The sequence below is a fragment of the Streptomyces sp. UNOB3_S3 genome (assembly GCF_020740895.1).
Taxonomy (GTDB): Bacteria; Actinomycetota; Actinomycetes; order Streptomycetales; family Streptomycetaceae; genus Streptomyces.
Genome location: NZ_JAILXP010000145.1, coordinates 1 through 16,936, shown reverse-complemented (window position 1 = coordinate 16,936; position 16,936 = coordinate 1). Strand labels below are relative to the sequence as shown.

The 16,936-nt window shown below is 73.2% G+C and carries 17 protein-coding genes; 10 read left to right on the top strand and 7 right to left on the bottom strand.

Annotation, left to right across the window (positions count from 1 at the left end; genetic code table 11):
* The 4 genes from K6I33_RS17530 to K6I33_RS17515 all read left to right on the top strand — a co-directional run.
* On the top strand, positions 1-296 hold a 296-nt coding region (locus K6I33_RS17530), incomplete at its 5' end, for a hypothetical protein (protein WP_229353206.1).
* A gap of 262 nt (positions 297-558) precedes the next feature.
* A complete protein-coding gene (locus K6I33_RS17525; RefSeq protein ID WP_229353204.1) occupies positions 559-1,074 on the top strand; it encodes a GNAT family N-acetyltransferase in 516 nt (171 codons plus the stop codon).
* 288 nt (positions 1,075-1,362) lie between these two features.
* A complete protein-coding gene (locus K6I33_RS17520; RefSeq protein WP_229353200.1) occupies positions 1,363-2,463 on the top strand; it encodes an esterase family protein in 1,101 nt (366 codons plus the stop codon).
* A gap of 139 nt (positions 2,464-2,602) precedes the next feature.
* Positions 2,603-2,788 carry a hypothetical protein gene (locus K6I33_RS17515; RefSeq protein WP_229353195.1) on the top strand — a complete coding sequence of 62 codons (186 nt, stop codon included), beginning with the start codon at positions 2,603-2,605 and terminating at the stop codon, positions 2,786-2,788.
* A 50-nt stretch (positions 2,789-2,838) separates the two neighbouring features.
* Here the strand turns inward: K6I33_RS17515 and K6I33_RS17510 are convergent, their stop codons facing one another.
* The 4 genes from K6I33_RS17510 to K6I33_RS17495 form a co-directional block, all read right to left on the bottom strand.
* Entirely contained in the window at positions 2,839-3,246 is a 408-nt protein-coding gene (locus K6I33_RS17510) for an ATP-binding protein (protein ID WP_229353187.1), read from the bottom strand.
* A gap of 125 nt (positions 3,247-3,371) precedes the next feature.
* Entirely contained in the window at positions 3,372-4,163 is a 792-nt protein-coding gene (locus tag K6I33_RS17505) for an N-acetyltransferase (RefSeq protein ID WP_229353185.1), read from the bottom strand.
* Between the two features lie 55 nt (positions 4,164-4,218).
* Positions 4,219-5,178, bottom strand: coding sequence for a carbohydrate kinase family protein (locus K6I33_RS17500; protein WP_229353182.1), 960 nt, complete (start codon positions 5,176-5,178; stop codon positions 4,219-4,221).
* A complete protein-coding gene (locus tag K6I33_RS17495; protein WP_229353180.1) occupies positions 5,175-6,101 on the bottom strand; it encodes a pseudouridine-5'-phosphate glycosidase in 927 nt (308 codons plus the stop codon). Before K6I33_RS17495 ends, K6I33_RS17500 begins: the two co-directional genes overlap by 4 nt.
* 218 nt (positions 6,102-6,319) lie before the next feature.
* Here K6I33_RS17495 and K6I33_RS17490 point away from each other — a divergent pair, with 218 nt between their 5' ends.
* Entirely contained in the window at positions 6,320-7,048 is a 729-nt protein-coding gene (locus K6I33_RS17490; protein WP_229353178.1) for a tyrosine-protein phosphatase, read from the top strand.
* A 10-nt stretch (positions 7,049-7,058) separates the two neighbouring features.
* Here the strand turns inward: K6I33_RS17490 and K6I33_RS17485 are convergent, their stop codons facing one another.
* Complete coding sequence (locus K6I33_RS17485; protein ID WP_229353176.1) at positions 7,059-8,198, bottom strand: PP2C family protein-serine/threonine phosphatase; 1,140 nt, start codon at positions 8,196-8,198, stop codon at positions 7,059-7,061.
* 160 nt (positions 8,199-8,358) lie between these two features.
* On the opposite strand from K6I33_RS17485, the gene K6I33_RS17480 reads away from it, so the two are divergent.
* Positions 8,359-8,541, top strand: coding sequence for a hypothetical protein (locus K6I33_RS17480; RefSeq protein ID WP_229353174.1), 183 nt, complete (start codon positions 8,359-8,361; stop codon positions 8,539-8,541).
* Between the two features lie 90 nt (positions 8,542-8,631).
* Complete coding sequence (locus tag K6I33_RS17475; RefSeq protein ID WP_229353172.1) at positions 8,632-9,954, top strand: diacylglycerol kinase family protein; 1,323 nt, start codon at positions 8,632-8,634, stop codon at positions 9,952-9,954.
* Positions 9,955-9,977: 23 nt separating this feature from the next.
* Here the strand turns inward: K6I33_RS17475 and K6I33_RS17470 are convergent, their stop codons facing one another.
* The gene (locus K6I33_RS17470) at positions 9,978-10,553 is read right to left on the bottom strand and encodes a potassium channel family protein (RefSeq protein ID WP_229353170.1); all 576 of its coding nucleotides are present in this window, start codon (positions 10,551-10,553) and stop codon (positions 9,978-9,980) included.
* A gap of 257 nt (positions 10,554-10,810) precedes the next feature.
* Here K6I33_RS17470 and K6I33_RS17465 point away from each other — a divergent pair, with 257 nt between their 5' ends.
* Both K6I33_RS17465 and K6I33_RS17460 read left to right on the top strand, forming a co-directional pair.
* Positions 10,811-12,154 carry a hypothetical protein gene (locus K6I33_RS17465; protein WP_229353168.1) on the top strand — a complete coding sequence of 448 codons (1,344 nt, stop codon included), beginning with the start codon at positions 10,811-10,813 and terminating at the stop codon, positions 12,152-12,154.
* Between the two features lie 104 nt (positions 12,155-12,258).
* Positions 12,259-14,994, top strand: a complete 2,736-nt coding sequence (locus tag K6I33_RS17460; protein ID WP_229353166.1) for an NACHT domain-containing NTPase — start codon at positions 12,259-12,261, stop codon at positions 14,992-14,994.
* Positions 14,995-15,014: 20 nt separating this feature from the next.
* Here K6I33_RS17460 and K6I33_RS17455 read toward each other — a convergent pair whose 3' ends face one another.
* The gene (locus K6I33_RS17455; protein ID WP_374284924.1) at positions 15,015-15,986 is read right to left on the bottom strand and encodes a LysR family transcriptional regulator; all 972 of its coding nucleotides are present in this window, start codon (positions 15,984-15,986) and stop codon (positions 15,015-15,017) included.
* Positions 15,987-16,048: 62 nt separating this feature from the next.
* Between K6I33_RS17455 and K6I33_RS17450 the strand changes: the two genes are divergently transcribed.
* Positions 16,049-16,936 (top strand): MFS transporter (locus K6I33_RS17450; RefSeq protein WP_229353161.1); only part of this gene is annotated, 888 nt, incomplete at its 3' end.

Below are 16,936 nucleotides of genomic sequence, written 5' to 3'. Positions count from 1 at the left end.
CAGCCCTGGAAGCCCCCCGCCCGGCCGGGCCCGCCCTGGGCGCGCTGCTCCCGGGCGGCGTCGTGGACACCTACGGCCGGCAGGTCGCGCTCACCGTCACATCGGCCGACTGGAACTGGACCTATCAGATGCCTTCCAGGGAGGCCCTCACCCAGCCGATGAACGCGCTCAGCACCCCACTGCTCAGCTACGGCAGACAGACCCAGGCGGTGATCATCGCCGGACTGCCCGTCTTCACCAAGGTCGATGTGCTCTACGACCTGCGCGGCGGCCGGACCGGACTGGCACCCCGGTAGAGAGGCGCCGGAGCACGGTCGTTAAATCAAAGGACGGGCCCGGCGGCATATGTTAGGTTCGAAGAGTTTCCGGTGATCAAGTGTGTGGATGAAAGGGAGGTGGGGTTGATGACCGTGCTCATGGCCACTGCGCGGCGCAGCGCCCGGACCGCCCTCACGTCCCGGGCGACGGCCTGACCCAGCCACCGCCTCGCCGGGAGCGTGAGCTCGCGAGGCCGTCCGGCCATACGAACTCCCACACGAAACGGATCCTCGTTCCGTCATGCGTACCCACGACCAGTGGAACACCCGCGCCGAGACCGGCGCCGACATCCCCGCCATCCGTGAGATCAACCTCACCGCGTTCGGCACCCCGCACGAGGCCGACCTCGTCGACGCCCTGCGCGCCGACCCGTCCTGGATCGACGGCCTGTCCGTCGTCGCCACCGGCGAGGACGGCGCCCCCGTCGGTCACGCGCTGCTGACGCGCTGCCACATCGGCGACACCCCCGCCCTGTGCCTGGCCCCCGTCGCCGTGCGGCCCGGGCTGCAGAAGTGCGGCGCCGGATCGGCGGCCGTCCGTGCCGCGCTGCGGGCCGCCGAGGACATGGGGGAGCGCTACGTCGTCGTCCTCGGGCACCCGGCGTACTACCCGCGCTTCGGCTTCGGCCGCGCCTCCGCCCATGGCATCGGCGTGACCTTCGACGTCCCGGACGAGGCGCTGATGGCCCTCGCCCTGGACGACACCCACCCGCTGCCCGCCGGAACCGTCCGCTACGCGGCACCCTTCGGCATCTAAGGGCTCCGGGGCTCCAGGGCTCCGGGGCTCCAAGGGCCCCGCCGGCTGTGCGGGGTGCTCCGGCACCCCGCACAGCCGGCGGTCTACCCTCGAATCAGGGGCCCGGTTCCGCTCGCCGTTCCCCATGCCCCTCTGTGACGGTCGCGTCACGCGCCACGCGTCAGGGCCGGGGAAACATCATCATTCTGTGACAGCCGGAACCCGCTGCCGGACGGGCCCTGTCTTTACGGACGTCACAACAATCCAGCAATACCCGCGCCCCTGTCGTCACCGCAGTAAGGACTTCCGATGTCGTACCAGTCACCCACCACCTACCAGGCCCGGCGCCGTCCCTCCCGCGCCAAACGCTGGGTGATCGCAGGGGCATCCGTCGTCACTCTCGGTCTCATCGCCTGGCCCGTCATGTCCTACTACGAGATACCCCCGTTCACGGACAAGGGCGACGCGATCTCCTTCGGCGGTTCGGGCGACGGCAAGAACGGCGACCAGGCGCCCGGCTCGAAGGCCCAGATGCCGCTCGGCCCGAACTCCGACTTCAAGATCTCCGGCACCGTCCCCGAGGACGGCACCAAGATCGCTGTCACCACGTACAAGGGCAAGAAGTCCGGCTTCGAGGGCAAGGTCTGGGTCTGGGCCCCCAAGGAGTACGACGACCCGAAGTACGCCAAGAGCGGCTTCCCCGTCCTCATCGCCCTCCCCGGCGGCGCCGGATACCCCAACAACTACTGGATGGGCACCGACCTCAAGCTCGAGGCGTCCATCTCCCAGTGGGCCAAGGAAGGCAAGAGCCTCCCCTTCATCATCGCCATGCCGGTCCTCAACCCCGAGAACCACGACAAGGACCCCAAGGACCCCAAGGCCGGGCTCTACTGGGACGGCAGCGACATCCCCGGCCAGCCCAAGATGGGCACCTGGCTCACCGAGGACGTCCCCCAGCTCGTCAAGGAGAACTTCCGCACCATCAAGTCCCGTGACGGCTGGGCCTTCATGGGCTCCTCCACCGGCGCCTCCGCGGGCCTGAAGTCGGTCCTCCAGAAGCCCGACCAGTTCAAGGCGGTCATCGCCTCCGGCCCCGACATCGTCCCCGACTCGCGTCTGTGGGCCGGTCACGACAAGGAGAAGGCCGACAACAACTCCGACGTCCTCGCCCAGCGCCTCATCGCCAAGAAGGGCCCCGACGTCTACCTCGCCTTCCAGGTCGGCTCCAACGAACCGGTCAAGCCCCCCATCGACCGCTTCCTCGCCAAGTACGGCAACAAGGGCCCGATCAAGACCAAGTACCGGATCAACGTCGGCGGCAGTCACAACGCGGCCTCCTACGTCCCCAACATGGAAGCCGGCGGCCTCATTCAGTGGGTCAGCGAGCACATGCAGGGTCCCACGACCTGAGCCACGGCCCGACCGGCGCCGGGGGTGGCGGGGGCTCGCTCCCCGTCCCCGGTGCCGACATGCATGCCGAGCGGATGCGTGTGAGGCTGCTCGGGGGCGAAGCCGCCCACCGCCCGCCTCGTCGAGGAGTGAGCACAGCATGGACAGCAGCAGGGAACGCGACCCCTACCGTGACACCGACGACTATGTCGAGGACATGACGGAGGAGACGCTGGGGCGGCGCGAGCAGTCCCGGCAGAGCATCCAGGCCCAGGAGCGGGACCGGCTGAACGACGACCTCTACGAGGACCAGAGCGACCAGGACGACCTCGACGACCTGCAGTAACCGCCCCGGCCGGTCCCGAGCACCCCGGGGAGTCGGGCACCCCGTCGGCGTCAGGAAGGCAGGTGCCCCAGCCCCCCGGACGCCAGCCTCCCGAAGGGCGGGCCGTCCTTGGTGGCCGCCCGCGCGGTCTCACCGACGGCCTCACCCGCGGACCCCGCCGCGCGGCCGACGGTCTGCTGCACGGCGGACGTCGACGACTTCACGGCCGTACCGCCCGTCCGGCCGGCCGCGGGGACCGCCTTGCCGACCGCGCCACCACCCGCGTCACCGACCACCCTCGTCGTCTTCTGGGCGGCCTCGTCCACCGCCGAGCCCAGATTGCCGGGATCGATCATGGTGACACCCTTCAGATCGAGCCCGTTCGGCAGTGCGGCGGCGTGAGCGGTGGCCCCCGGCCCGACGGCACCCGCGCCCAGGGCGGCCGCGGCCAGGACGGCCGTCGTAAGGACTCGTCGCATCATGACTCCTTCGAACGTCGACGGAAGAGCCTCCACGACAAGAACGAGCCGGAGACGACACCGGACACGTCACAGGGGCAGGTGACGAGCCCGTTCCCTCCACCACAGTAAAGAACGGCCTCCGGTCATTCGATCACCCCGGCCGGCCCCGCGTCCCGGTGCGGCCGCGCCCTGTGCCGGACCCACACGTTGGGCTCGACGTAGACCGCCCGGTCGTGCGCGATGTCGCAGTGCACCGGGACGAGCGCGCCCGGCACCTCGATGTCGCCGTCGCGGTCGAAGGGCAGCCCGGTCCACCGCCGCCACTGGGCCAGGGAGCCACTGATCGTCATCGACACCGGAGCGACCTTCTCGATGACGCCACCGGCCCTGACGTGCACCCGCAGCCACGGGTCGGCCGGCAGGCCGTCCTCGCGCCGCCGGAGTGCGTAGTCCGCCATGGGGACGCGCGGCTCGAAGTGCTTGGCCGTGGGCCGCACGGGAGCCAGGAGCACGTCGTGGCCCTGCCGGCCGACGGCCTCCCGCATCGCGGTGAGCATGCGTGAGGACAGACCGCGGCCGAGGTGGTCCCTGTCCACGGTGATCTCCAGCGCGCTGGCCACCGTGGGTGACACTCCGCGCCGCCGGTCCCTGGCCGCCCACACCAGTACGCGGTCCCACCCCTGGTCCGGCGTCTCCTCGCGCCCGTCGAGCGAGGCGTTGAAGGGCGCGCTCAGCCCGCGTGCCACGACGCGGTCGCCGTCCGTCGCCACCACACAGTAGTGCGGGAAGTCCTCGGCCACCTGCCCCAGCAGGGCACCCCCGACCGGGTCGTGGTGAACGAACTCCGGCCAGGTGTCGGCGAACTCGTAGATCCTGGGTATCAGCGCCGGGCGCTCGGCGAGTGTCGTGATCACGATGCTGTCGATGTCTCCCACAGCAGCGCACCATGTCACAGGACAAACCCGCCGTGCCAGCGAATTCGCCGCCCCCTCACGAGGACGCGACCTCACGTCCACCGCCCGCATGCCCCAAGTCGCGCGGCCGGCCGCCGACGACGGCGATGGCCTCGGCGGCGGTGCGGCAGCCGTGGCGCGCGGCCTCGGACGGGTCGTGGCCCGCGAGGCGGGCCGCGAGGAAACCGCCGGTGAAGGCGTCACCCGCGCCCGTGGTGTCCACGACCGTCGCGGGCCGGGCCGGTACCCGGGCGACGACCGCGCCCGACACCGCCACCAGCGCGCCCCGGGCGCCCCGCGTCGAGACCACGAGCGGGAAGAGGCGGCTCAGTTCGGCCGCCGCGTCGGCCGGCTCGGAACGTCCCGTGAGCAGCGCCGCCTCGTGGTGACTGGGCAGAAGCACGTCCGCTCCGGCGATCGCCGCGAGGAAACGGTCCGTGCCGAAACGGTCGATGAAGCCCGCCGACGCCGGGTCGACGCTCACCGGTATGGAACGGGCCCGGGCGGCTGCCATCGCCAGCCGGGCCGCCGAGCGGCTGGCGTCGCCGAAGAAGAGATAGCCGGACACATGCAGGTGACCGACCCCGGCGAGCAACTCGCCGTCCCAGTCGGTGGTGGACAGGCGCAACACCGCGCCGCTGTCGGTGAGGAACGTCCGCTCGCCGTCGGCGCCGACCAGGCAGACGACCGTGCCGGTGGGCGCCGCGGGATCGGCCACCAGGTGGGGCCGGACACCGGCCGCGCGGAGCACGCGCTCGTGCGTGTCCACCGAGTCCGCGCCCACCCGGGCCAGGATCCGGACGTCCTTCGCGCCCGAACGGGCCGCCCAGCAAGCCACGTTGGCCCCGGCGCCGCCGGGCAGGGTGGCGATCCGGGCCGCCGTGTCGGTCGCGGGCGCGAGCGGCGAGCGGTGGCGGGCGACGATGTCGGTCACCACATCGCCGACGACGAGCAACCCTCCCGCCGAACCGGCCGTACCGGCCGCACCGCCCGTCACGCGGCGTACGCCTTGGCGATCTCGGCCGCCAGCCGGGCATTGCCCCGCACGGCGGCCACGTTGGCCTCCAAGGACGCGCCGTCGGTGTGCCGGACGAGATGGTCGAGGAGGAACGGTGTGACCGCCTGCCCGGTGACACCCTCCCGCGCGCATGCCGCCAGTGCCCGGGCCAGCACCCTGTCGTGCAACTCCGGATCCAGTTGCTGATCCACGGGAACGGGGTTCGCGACGACCAGAGCCGAGGGCGGACCGCCCAGCGCGTCCTGGGCGCGCAGCACCTCCGCCACCTCCGCCGCCGTCCCGACCGACCAGTCGACCGGCACACCGGAGCCGCTGAGGTAGAAGCCGGGGAACTCCCCGGTCCGGAAACCCAGCACCCCCACGCCCAGCGTCTCCAGGCGCTGCAATGTCGCGGGCACGTCCAGGACCGACTTCACCCCCGCGCAGACCACCGCGATCCGGGTCCGCGCCAGCAGGCGGAGGTCGGCGGACTCGTCCTGCGTCTCCACCCACTCGCGGTGGACGCCGCCCAGGCCACCCGTCGCGAACACGCGGATCCCCGCCCGCTCCGCGAGGAACGCCGTCCCCGACACCGTCGTCGCCCCGCTCGCCCCCGACGCCACCGCCGGCGCCAGATCGCGGTTCCCCAGCTTGCGCAGCCCCTCCTCACCCGCCACCCGCGCCAATCCCACCTTGTCCAGGCCGATGTGGGGCCGCCCGTCCAGCACCGCGACGGTCGCGGGCACGGCGCCACCGGCCCGTACGAGCTCCTCCAGTTCCTCCGCCACCCGCAGGTTCCGCGGCCGGGGCAGCCCGTGCGAGATGATCGTCGACTCCAGGGCCACCACCGGCCGGCCACGGTCCAGCGCCTCCCGCACCTCGTCCGAGACGACCAGCGACCCCCGAGCCGATTCCTCTGCCATTGCCAGCCCCTTCCGCCACACCCGGTGCAGAGACCGTTCCCACCCTCGCGGCAGCGGAAGCCTTCCGGGACGAGCGAGAACCCACCATGGCGCCGCTGTCTCAGAAGGTGCCCCGGAAGGCCAGGACGTCGTCGATGTCCGACACACGGGGTTTGCGATCGGTCACAGTCCGCTCCTCCCGGCCCCGACGCCGGCGCGCCCGGCCATAGGGTGACGGCGTGAGGAGACACATCGCCTTCGATCGCCTGCACAACTTCCGGGACCTCGGCGGCTACCCGGCCGCCGGCGGACGCACGGTCCGCTGGGGCAGACTGTTCCGCTCGGACTCGCTGGGCAAGCTGCACGGCCGGGACCGGGACCGTTTCCTCGCCCTGGGCATCCGCACCGTGATCGACCTCAGACACCCCTGGGAGGCCGAACGCAGCGGACGCGTCCCGCACCACCCCTCCCTCGCGTACCACAACCTGAGCATCGAACACCGGCCGTACGACCAGGCCGCCCTGGGCCCCGACGTCGAGCCCGCCCGCTACCTCGCCGACAGATACGCCGAAGCGGCACACGACGGCGTCGGGGAACTCCGCCGTGCCCTGGAGATCGTCGCCGGCGACACCGCTCCGCTCGTCTTCCACTGCCACTCCGGCAAGGACCGCACCGGCCTGCTCGCCATGCTGCTCCTCGCCCTGCTCGGCGTGCGCGAGGACGACATCGTCGCCGACTTCGCCCTCACCGGACTGGCCACCGAACGCCTGGTCGCCGAATGGCACGCCGACCACCCGGACCTCACCCTCAGATGGCCCGCCTACGGCAGCGCCCCGGCCGGGATCATGAGGCTCTTCCTGGCCGAACTGACCGCGCGGTACGGGTCGGTGCGGGGCTACGCCGCGCAACGGCTCGGTGCCGACGACGACCTGGTGGCGGCGCTTCGCGGGCAGCTCCTGACACCGTGAGACAGGGGGTTCATCCCTCAAGGCGGTCGACGAGGAGCATCGCCGCGTCATCCGCCAAGTGCCCTTGGGTGTGGAGGACCAGCCTCCTGTGCAACTGTTCGAGGAAGTCCCGCGGGGCGTCGGCGCGGGTCTCCTCCGCCGCCTTTGCCATGGCTTCGGGCAGAGGGAAGAAACGGTCGTCCCGGTCGCGGGCCTCGATCACGCCGTCGGTGTACAGCAGCAGCCGGTCGCCGGCCGCGAACGGATGGCTCTCCGCCTCGGCCGGCGGACCGGTCATGAAGTCCTCCAGCCACAGGGGCGGCAGCGGGCAGGAAGGGGTCAGGGCCCGCACCCCGCCCCGGCACAGCACCAGCGGCGGCGGGTGACCGCGGTTGACCACCTCGACGACCGGCCGGTCCGGCACCTGGGCCACGAGAGCGGTGACGAACCCCTCCAGCAGGGCGTCCTCGCTGAACGCGCCCGGCACGGCGGACTCCCGCCGCAGCGCGGCCGTGCAGTGGTTCATCACCTCCACCAGGTCGTCCTCGTAGTGCGAGGCCTCCCGGAAGGCACCCAGCACGGCCGCCGCCGCGCGCACGGCGGGCAACCCCTTGCCCCTGACGTCCCCGACGATCAGCCGGACCCCGTACCGGGTCTCCACGATCTCGTACAGGTCACCGCCGATCTGCGCCCCCGCCTCGGCCGCGAGGTACATCCCGGCGGCCCCCACCGGGCCCAGCCGGGCGGGCACGGGGCGCAGGATGACCTCCTGCGCCGCCGTGGCGATCCGGCGCACCTGGCCGATCTCGTTCTGCCTGCGGGTCCGCACGGCGCGGCTCGCCATGAAACCGGCCCCGGACACCAGGAAAAGGGCCAGGAAGTTGGTGAAGACCTGGAGGCTGCCCCAGGCGTGGTTGTAGGTCGCCGTGGCCACACTGACGGCCACCGCGACGGCCGCCGCCGCGAGGGTGCCCCGAGGCCCCATCGTCACCGCCGCCAGCGCGGGCGTCGCTGTGAGCAGCGGGCCGGTGTACAGGAAGTGCGCGGGCGAGAACTCGATGCCCACCACCAGCAGGGCGATCGCGAACGGGACGCACTGCCCCAGCCTGAAGAGGCCCCGGCTGTGGACGCCCGGCTCCGGCCGGGGAACCGAGCGCGAGAGCGACCCCATGACTCCAGGCTCCTCCGCGAGCCCCCGGCGGTCCACTCATCGACGGTCCGCTCATCGACGGTGCACGCCATCGGCGGTGCCGCGGCGGACGGATGCGTGCCCCGTGCACACGTGTAAACCTGAAAGTGACGCGGAAGTCCCATGCGAGAGGGGACCGGTCATGATCGGGTTGCCGAGGAGAAAGCACAAGGAATCCCGCGACGCCGAACACGAGCGCCGGCTGAAGGATAAGGCGGCGAAGGCGGGGAAGGAATCGCCGAAGCCGGAGGAAGGCGTCTACAAGCCCGCACCCGAGGAAGACATTCTCGGCTGGGGCCACCGCGGGCAGAATCCCCCCGAGTAGGCCCTGGACGGGCGCGGCGCACCCACCGTCCTCACCGGCCGTGAGCCCTGGACGACACCGACAGCGAGTCCGGTACCGACGGGAGAAGCGATGGCCGGCGCCCAGGACCCCCGGGAAACCCTCAGGGGCCGCCGCTTCGCGCGCCTGGCGATCGCGGCCGCCGCCGCGGCGGTCCTGCTGCTCCTGGTCGTCGCGGGGCCGAGGAGCGTCCTGCTGCTCGGCGTCGGGGCCGCGGCGCTCGTCGTGTCCGTCATGGGCCTGTGGTGGACCCTGGCCCGGCGCGGCCCGGTACGGGTCCTGGCCGCCGCGCTGGCCGTCGCCGCGCCGGTCGCCGCGATCGTCCTCTACGCCGCCGCGGGGCTGCTGTGGCTCGTCCTGCTCTGCCTCGCGCTGTGGGCCGGGGCGGCCTCCGCCGGCTGGACGGCGCTGGGCGCCGGCAGCCGCTCGGCCACGGCCCGGGAACACCGCGCCGCACCGCCCGCGCGCCCGTGTCTCATCATGAATCCCCGGTCGGGCGGCGGAAAGGCCGAGAGGTTCGGGCTGCGGGAGAAGGCGGAAGCCCTGGGCGCGCGGGTGATGCTCCTCGACCCGGATCACCACCAGGATGTCGTCGCCCTCGCCCGCGAGGCCGTCGCCGACGGGGCGGACCTCCTCGGCGTGGCCGGCGGCGACGGCACCCAGGCGCTCGTGGCCGATGTCGCGGCGGCGCACGGGCTGCCGTTCATGGTCGTCCCGGCCGGGACCCGCAACCACTTCGCCCTCGACCTCGGCCTCGACCGCGACGACCCCGCCACATGCCTGGACGCCCTCTCCGACGGCGTCGAACTACGCGTGGACCTCGGACGCGTCGGCGGACGCGCCTTCGTCAACAACGCCTCGTTCGGCGCCTACGCGACCATCGTGAGCAGCCGGGCGTACCGCGACGACAAGATCCGCACCATCCTCCGGCTGCTGCCGGACGCCCTGTCCCGGCACACCGGCCCGCACCTGCGCGTCCACGCCGACGGCGGCACGATCGACGCCCCGCAGGCCGTGCTGGTGAGCAACAACCCCTACCTGGTCGGCGACACCGCGGGCCTCGGGCGGCGCGACCGGCTGGACGGCGGGGTCCTGGGCCTGCTGGGCGTCAAGGTCGACACCGCCGCCGAGGCGGCCGACATGCTGCTCGCCCCCGACTCGCCGGGCCTGACGCTCCTCACCACCCACGAGGCCGTCATCGAGGCCGACGCGCCCCGGGTGGACGTCGGCGTCGACGGGGAGGCGCTCGTCCTCCCGGCCCCCGTACGCTGCACGATCGAGGCCGGGGCGCTGCGCGTACGGGTCCCGCGCCGCCGCCCGGGCGCGCTCCGCGCCAGGCCCCGGCTGGACTGGCGACGCCTGTACGCCATGGCCACGACGACGGGACGGCCCTGAACGGAACGCTGCCACGGCCGGGTTCACACGGCGTCGTCCCCCGCGGCCGGGGCATCTGCCGTGTCCGGCCCGTCCGCGGTCCCGCGATGGCGGCGCAGCCCCGTCTCGACCGCGCCGACCACCACCCGGGCCGCGACCCCGACCAGGAGGACATCGGCGGTCATCTGGGCCGTCGTGATGATCCGGGCCGATCCGGAGCGCGCGACGATGTCGCCGAAGCCGACCGTGCTGAAGACGGTGAGGGTGAAGTACAGGGCACCGGTGCGGTCGAGGACCTCGCTGAAGCTTCCCGGAACGTTCCGCTCCAGCAGGTAGTACGTGGCGGCGAAGAGGAGCAGGAACAGCGGCACGGTCGTCGCGAGCGTCTCGACCGCGCGCAGACGGGGCTGGGGCGAGCGTGAGATCGAGCGCAACTGCCGCAGGAAGAGCAGCAGAAGCGCGGCCAGCCCCAGCACGAGCGTCACGGCCGCCCCGCCCGTGAACCTCTCGTCCATGGGCAGCAGATAGTAGGCGAGCACCAGGGCGGTCGCGGTGACCAGGGGACGCACGACCGCCCCCACCCGCGCGCGGCCCGTCACGGCGTCGTCCCAGCGTTTCACGGCATGTGCCTCCTTGCTGCCACAGTCCACCGGAGCGCTCCCGCACGGGCACGAAGATCACCATAGGTCGGCGGAAGCGTGCGGAAGGCGCGAAGAGCGTTCCCGGCCTCGCGGGTCACCCGGCCGGACCGCGTCCGCTCGCGTGGCGGGCCCGCCCGGGGAGGACCACGATGGAACGAGAGCCGCCCGAGGCACACACGCTCGGAATCGACTCCTCCCGGTGAGGAGCGACGCGTCCTGCGCGGAGGGAGGCAGCCATGGACCCGTCCGGCGACCGCTCACCCGCCCCCGAACCCCTGAGCACGGCGGAGCGCGCGGAATACGAGCGACTGCGCAGGCTGGCGACCACGCGTCACCGGCGGGCGCGCAACGTCACGGCGTCCGTGCTGCTGGTCCTCACCTTCCTCCTCGCCCCACTGGCCGTCGTGGCCGCCTGGGTGAGCAGTCAGATCTCCGACACCGACCGGTATGTGCGGACGGTCGCACCCATCGCGACCGAGCCGTCCGTGCGGAACGCCGTGACCGACCGGCTGACCAACCGCGTGGTCGACAACGTCGACTTCCGCGCCTTCACCGACGCCCTGCAGCGCGCCCTGGCCAGGACCGACGCGCCACCCGCCGTCGTGGACAGGACCTCACTCCTGGAAGGCCCGCTCAAGAGCGCCCTGACCACGGCCGTCCGCACCGTCGTGAACAAGGTCGTCACCAGTGACCAGTTCACCGAGGCATGGGACATCGCCAACCGCCGCGCCCACGCCGCGGTGGTGAAGACCCTCACCGGCGAAGGGAACAGTGCCGTGCAGGCCAAGGGCGACACCATCGTCCTGGACATCGGCACGCTCGTCGACAACGTCAAGAAGCGGCTCGTCGACGAGGGCTACCAGAAGGCCGCCGCGATCCCGGACGTCGACAAGACGATCCCCCTGTTCACAACGGACAAGCTGGACAAGGCGCAGGGCCTGATGCGCCTGCTCGACGTCGTCGGCACCTGGCTGCCCGTCACCACCCTCGCCCTCGCCGCCCTCGCCGTCCGGACGGCGCCCTCGCACCGGCTCGCCCTGATGGCCGCGGCCATCGGCACCGGCGTCATGATGATCGCGCTGCTCATCACGCTCGCCGTCATGCGGAGGGTCTACCTCGACTCGGTTCCCGCGAACGTGCTCCCCGCCGACGCGGCGAGCGCCATCTACGACACGTTCGTACGGTTCCTGCGCGTCAGCACCCGCACCGTGCTCGTCACCGCGGTGATCACCGCCGTGGCCGGCTACCTCTACGGCCCCGGACGCGGGGCGCGCTTCGTACGGTCGGTGAGCGCCCGGGGCACCGGGGCCACCGGCAGGGCCCTCGCCCGCGTCGGCGTCCGCACGGGCGCCACCGGCCACTGGCTCGAGGCCCACCGAGCCTGGACGACCGGCGTCGTCATCGCCGGCGGAGCCCTGGCCCTGGTGCTGTGGAACTACCCCACCGCCGCCTGCGTCGCCCTGGTCCTCGCCATCGTGGTCGCCGTCCTCGCGCTGCTCGGCGTTCTCGCGGCCGCTTCGGGGACGGAAGACCCGGCCCCTGCCGGAGATCAACCTGTCAGGCCCGCAGGAGAGTTGTAGAGTGACCGGCATCGCCCGGCCCCCTCGTCCCACGAGCTCCTCATGAGCTCCTCACGAGCCGGGGCCGGGCACCGCATCGCTCCTTGAGACTCGAGGTGGCAGCCATGGCCGACGGCCAGCCGGGCGGCGACGTGAACAACATATTCCAGGGCACCGCCGACATCGTCATCCAGTTCCGCGACAACTTCGGTGAGATCCACGTCCACGCGCCGCCGTCCGCCACACCCCTGGAGAAGTCGGCCCACGCCCTCGCCGAAGCGGTGTACCGGCAGTGGCGGGAGGAGGCCAAGGCATGGGACGTGGGCGGGGACCGGGCCGCGATGGCGGTCCGCTGGGCTCCCCGGCGGCGCCGCACCGACCACGCCCGGCACATTGGCGGGGACGTACAGGGCCGGGCCGACCAGCTCACGGACCTGCTCACCGCCTTCCTCGCGTTGCCGGGGCGCCGCCTCGCCCTCCTGGGAGCCGCGGGCTCGGGCAAGACCACGCTCGCCGTCCTGCTCACCATGGAACTGCTGCGACGGCGGCTGGCGGGCCGCGCCGGCGACGCGAGCACCGAGGGCCTCCCCGTACCGGTCCTCTTGTCGCTGACGTCCTGGGACCCGGACCGCGAGGAGTTCGGCGCGTGGTTCACCCGCCGGCTCGCCGAGGACCACCCCGGCCTGCCCCGGATCGGTGGCCGGCACCCCGCCCGCGAGCTGTGGAGCACCAGCGGGTCCGTGCTGCTGCCCGTGCTCGACGGTCTCGACGAGATTCCCGGCGCCCGCCGCTCGGCGGCGGTGCGGGCACTGAACCGCGCCCTGTACGACAGACCGATGGTCATCACCTCCCGCACCGCGGAGTTCGACGCGCTCACCCCTGAGACCGTGCTCGGGAACACGGCCGTCATCGAGGCGCGCCCCGTCACCGCCTCCGCCACCGTCGCCTACCTGAGGCACAGCGTCGCTCCGGACGCGCTCCCGCGCTGGGAGGGGGTGTTCGCGGAGGTGCGAGAGCGGCCCGGCGGGCCCCTGGCCGGGGCGCTGTCGACCCCCCTCATGCTGTCACTGGCCCGTACCGTCTACGCGCGCCCCTGGTCGGAGCCCGCCGAACTGACCGACCGGGTTCGCTTCCCCTCCCGGCGATCCGTGGAGGACCACCTGCTGGACCAGTTCGTCCCGTCGGTGTTCACGGGGGAGATCCCCTCCCACGACCGCCTGGACCCCCCGCGCCAGTGGTCCCCGGCCCACGCGCGACGCTACCTGGGCGCGCTCGCCCGCCACTTGCAGGCGCGGGAGACCACCGAACTCGCCTGGTGGCGGCTGCACCGCACCCCCGTGGCCCGCCTCGCCGCCTTCCCCGCCCTCGTCCTCCTCGGGGTGGCGCTGTCCACGCTGGCCACCGGCCTCGGGCACCGGGTCCGCGAGGCCTCGGGCGGCGGCCCGGGGCTGTGGGAGGGCCTGACGTCGATGCAGATCTCGACGGCCCTGTTCGCGGGCGTGGTCACCGGCCTCGAAGCGCAGGTGCTCGTACGGAGCTGGTACACCGATCACCGCTTCGGCGAGCCGAGACGGACGGTGAGCCTGAGACGGCCGGTGGCGGCGGCGCGTTCCGCGTGGCGGCACACGACACGGCGCGGGGCCCTGATCGCGTCCCTGCTCGCCGGCCTCACCGCGTTCGGCCTCGAGGCACCGGTGCTCCACACCGCCACGCCGGGGCTGTACTGGCTGGGCGCCGGCTGCATGGTGGCGGCGTTCGCCGTCGCCGTGCTCTTCACGGCCCCGTCCGACGCCGATGAGAACGCGACCACTCCACGTGCCCTGCTGCGCGCCGAACACGCGGCCGTCACCCGGGCCCTGTTCGTCATCGGCCCGTTGTGCGGGGTCGCGTCCGGTGTGCTGCACTACCGGCCGGACGACGTGTCCATGGCTTGTACGACCGGGCTGGTGACCTGGATCGGCGCGGCGGGGATGCTGATCCTGATCAGCCCGTGGAGCCGCTGGACGCTCGCCCGGACCACCCTGGCACTGACCGGCCAGGCCCCCTGGGCCCTGATGCGCTTCCTCCAGGACGCCCATCGCCAGGGCGTCCTGCGCCAGGTCGGCGGGACCTACCAGTTCCGGAACGCCTGGCTCCAGGAACGGCTCGCGATCAGCACCTCGACCGGCCTGCGGAACCGCCCCGCCTCCCTGTACGACGAGCGGCTGCTGACGGAGGACGGGATCACCGCCACCTCCGACGGCGGCTGGGCCTTCCGGCTGAACGTGCGCAGGGGCACCCTGGCCCCCCTCAAGGCGGCCCTGCCACCGGCGGCCCTGTTCACCCTGAGCGTCGCGCTGCGCGACGGCGCGAGCCGGCCGGCCGTGCTCGGCGCCCCCGCCGCCCTGTTCCTCGGCATCGGCGGCGTCCTCTCCGGGCTGTCGTGGCTCCTGCCACGCCGCACCGCGGACCTGCGGATCTCACCCCACCGGATCTCCTGCCTCACGCACCCGAAGCGAGAAGTCCGCTTCGACTGGTCCCATGTGGCGGAGGTCACCGTCCGCCGGTCGCGCGGCAGGAACGCGGAGACCGGAACGTACGGCATCCACATCCGCCCGCACCCCGGCGCGCCGCACGGCCTCCGCATACCGAAGGGCAGGACGGCCGAGGGGGTCTGGTACCTCGTCTGCGACATCGGGCGCCGGCCCGTCCTGCCCCCGGCGGTCGAGGAGGCCCTGCGGGACTGCGCCGCGGAACGATGGGTACCGCCCGCCTTCCCGTCCGTCCCCGGCGACGGCCCCCGCGGACGCGGGACGAACGGGGGCGAGGCCAGGAGCGACTTCGCCCAGTGGGAGAAGGAGTTCGGCCCGTCCGGCGGCTGAAGGGTCGGCGTCGAGGCCGCTCACCCGGCCGGCACGGCCCGCGCGCCGGACGCGTCGGCTCCCGCCACCTCGGCGAGCACCGCGCCGAACGCCCGGAGCCGGGCCGTCTCCTTGCCCGGGTGCCGCACCAGGCCGAGAGCCGACAGGGGGAGCCCGTCCACGGGGACGAACACGAGGTCCTCCCGGCCCTGGTACACCCCGGTCGGCCGGCACACCAGCATCCCGCCCCGGCCCGCGGCGGCCATGGCGATGCCCTCCTGAAGGGTGGTCACCACCGGACCGGCCGGGACGGGCCTGCCGGCCGGGGTCACGGCCGGGGCCTGGGCGGCACGCCAGTAGGCGGGGGCCGGCCCGGCCGGGCCGATGAGCGGGCACTCGGCGAGGTCCTCCGCCGTGAGACGCTCCCGGGACGCGAACGGATGCCGCACCGAGACCGCGAGCGTCTGCCGCTCCCGGGAGAAGACCGGACCCACCGTCAGGTCGGGCTCGCGCACGGGCAGCAGGACGACGGCCGCGTCGACCTCGTCCCGGCGCGGCGGGCCGAAGGGATCGGCCAGCGGGATCTCGGCGATCTCGACCTCACAGCCGGGATGGCGCTCCCGGAAGGTACGCACGGCCGTCAGGATCGTGCTCCCCGCGACGCCCTGGAACCCGACGCGGAGGACGCCCTCGATGCCCCGTGCCTCGGCACGGGCGTCGTCCACCGCCGCCCTGAGCGCGTCATAGGCGGGGCGCAGGGTGGCGAGGAAGCGCTCGCCGAGCGGTGTGAGGGCGACCCGGCGGCTGGTGCGGTCGACGAGCCGGGCCCCGACGCGGCCCTCCAGGGCGCGCAGCAACTGGCTGACCCTGCTCTGCGAGACGTACAACCGCTCTCCGGCGCGGCCGAAGTGGAGTTCCTCGGCGAGGACGAGGAAGCACTCCAGCTCCCGTATGTCCGGGGCACCACCCACCGTGTGCTCCTCCCGCCGGTTCTCGGATGATCGATGAGCCATGCTCATGGAAGGGTGAGGGACCGGCCGTTGTTCCCGGTCCCGGCGCGGCCGAGGCTGGTCGCATGACGAAGATCAAGAACGCGGGAGGGTGGCCGGCCGTGGCCGCCGTGGCGGCGGGCACGTTCTCGGTGGTCACCTCCGAGATGCTCCCCATCGGCCTGCTCAGCCCGATCGGGGCCGGCCTGGGTGTGTCGGACGGCACGGCGGGGCTGACCATGACGCTCCCGGGGCTGGTGGCGGCCGCGGCCGCGCCGCTGGTCACCGTGGCGGCGGGCCGCCTGGACCGGCGCCCGGTCCTGCTGACGCTGATGGCACTGCTCGCGGCGGCGAACCTCCTGTCCGCCGCCGCGCCCGGGATCGTGGCGCTGCTGGGGCTGCGGGTGGTGGTGGGCGTGTGCATCGGCGGGGTGTGGTCCATCGCGGCGGGCCTGGGCCCCCGGCTCGTCCCGGCCCCCGCCGCCGCCCGGGCCATGACGCTGGTCTTCAGCGGGATCGCCGTGGCGTCGGTGATCGGCGTTCCGGCGGGCACCCTGGTGGGCGGCTGGGCCGGCTGGCGCACGGCGTTCGCCGCGATGGGCGCCGTGGCACTCGCGGTCACGGCGGCGCTGGCCGTCGTCCTGCCCCCGCTCCCGGCCCGGTGCACGGCACCGTCGAGCGCTTTGCCCGCCCTGCTGGGCGACGGCCGGATCCGCGGCGCGCTCCTGGTCGTCCTGCTCCTGGTCGGCGGGCACTTCGCCGCATACACCTTCGTCCGCCCCCAACTGGAGCGCATACCGGGGATGGACGCGCGGACCATCGGCGGCCTGATGCTCGCCTACGGCGTCGCGGGCGTCGTGGGCAACTTCCTCGCCGGCACGGCGGCCGCGCGCCACCCACGCCGGGTACTGCTGACGATCGCGGCCGCGCTGGGCGCGGTGATACCCGCCGTATCCCTGTCTCTTATCAACATC

Excerpts from the sequence above, each read along its gene's own strand:
- K6I33_RS17515 (WP_229353195.1), top strand. The coding sequence starts at position 2,603 with ATGGACAGCAGCAGGGAACGCGACCCCTACCGTGACACCGACGACTAT.
- K6I33_RS17485 (WP_229353176.1), bottom strand. The coding sequence starts at position 8,198 with ATGGGGTCGCTCTCGCGCTCGGTTCCCCGGCCGGAGCCGGGCGTCCAC.
- K6I33_RS17475 (WP_229353172.1), top strand. The coding sequence starts at position 8,632 with ATGGCCGGCGCCCAGGACCCCCGGGAAACCCTCAGGGGCCGCCGCTTC.
- K6I33_RS17465 (WP_229353168.1), top strand. The coding sequence starts at position 10,811 with ATGGACCCGTCCGGCGACCGCTCACCCGCCCCCGAACCCCTGAGCACG.
- K6I33_RS17480 (WP_229353174.1), top strand. The coding sequence starts at position 8,359 with ATGATCGGGTTGCCGAGGAGAAAGCACAAGGAATCCCGCGACGCCGAA.
- K6I33_RS17520 (WP_229353200.1), top strand. The coding sequence starts at position 1,363 with ATGTCGTACCAGTCACCCACCACCTACCAGGCCCGGCGCCGTCCCTCC.
- K6I33_RS17525 (WP_229353204.1), top strand. The coding sequence starts at position 559 with ATGCGTACCCACGACCAGTGGAACACCCGCGCCGAGACCGGCGCCGAC.
- K6I33_RS17460 (WP_229353166.1), top strand. The coding sequence starts at position 12,259 with ATGGCCGACGGCCAGCCGGGCGGCGACGTGAACAACATATTCCAGGGC.
- K6I33_RS17495 (WP_229353180.1), bottom strand. The coding sequence starts at position 6,101 with ATGGCAGAGGAATCGGCTCGGGGGTCGCTGGTCGTCTCGGACGAGGTG.
- K6I33_RS17510 (WP_229353187.1), bottom strand. The coding sequence starts at position 3,246 with ATGCGACGAGTCCTTACGACGGCCGTCCTGGCCGCGGCCGCCCTGGGC.
- K6I33_RS17455 (WP_374284924.1), bottom strand. The coding sequence starts at position 15,986 with ATGGCTCATCGATCATCCGAGAACCGGCGGGAGGAGCACACGGTGGGT.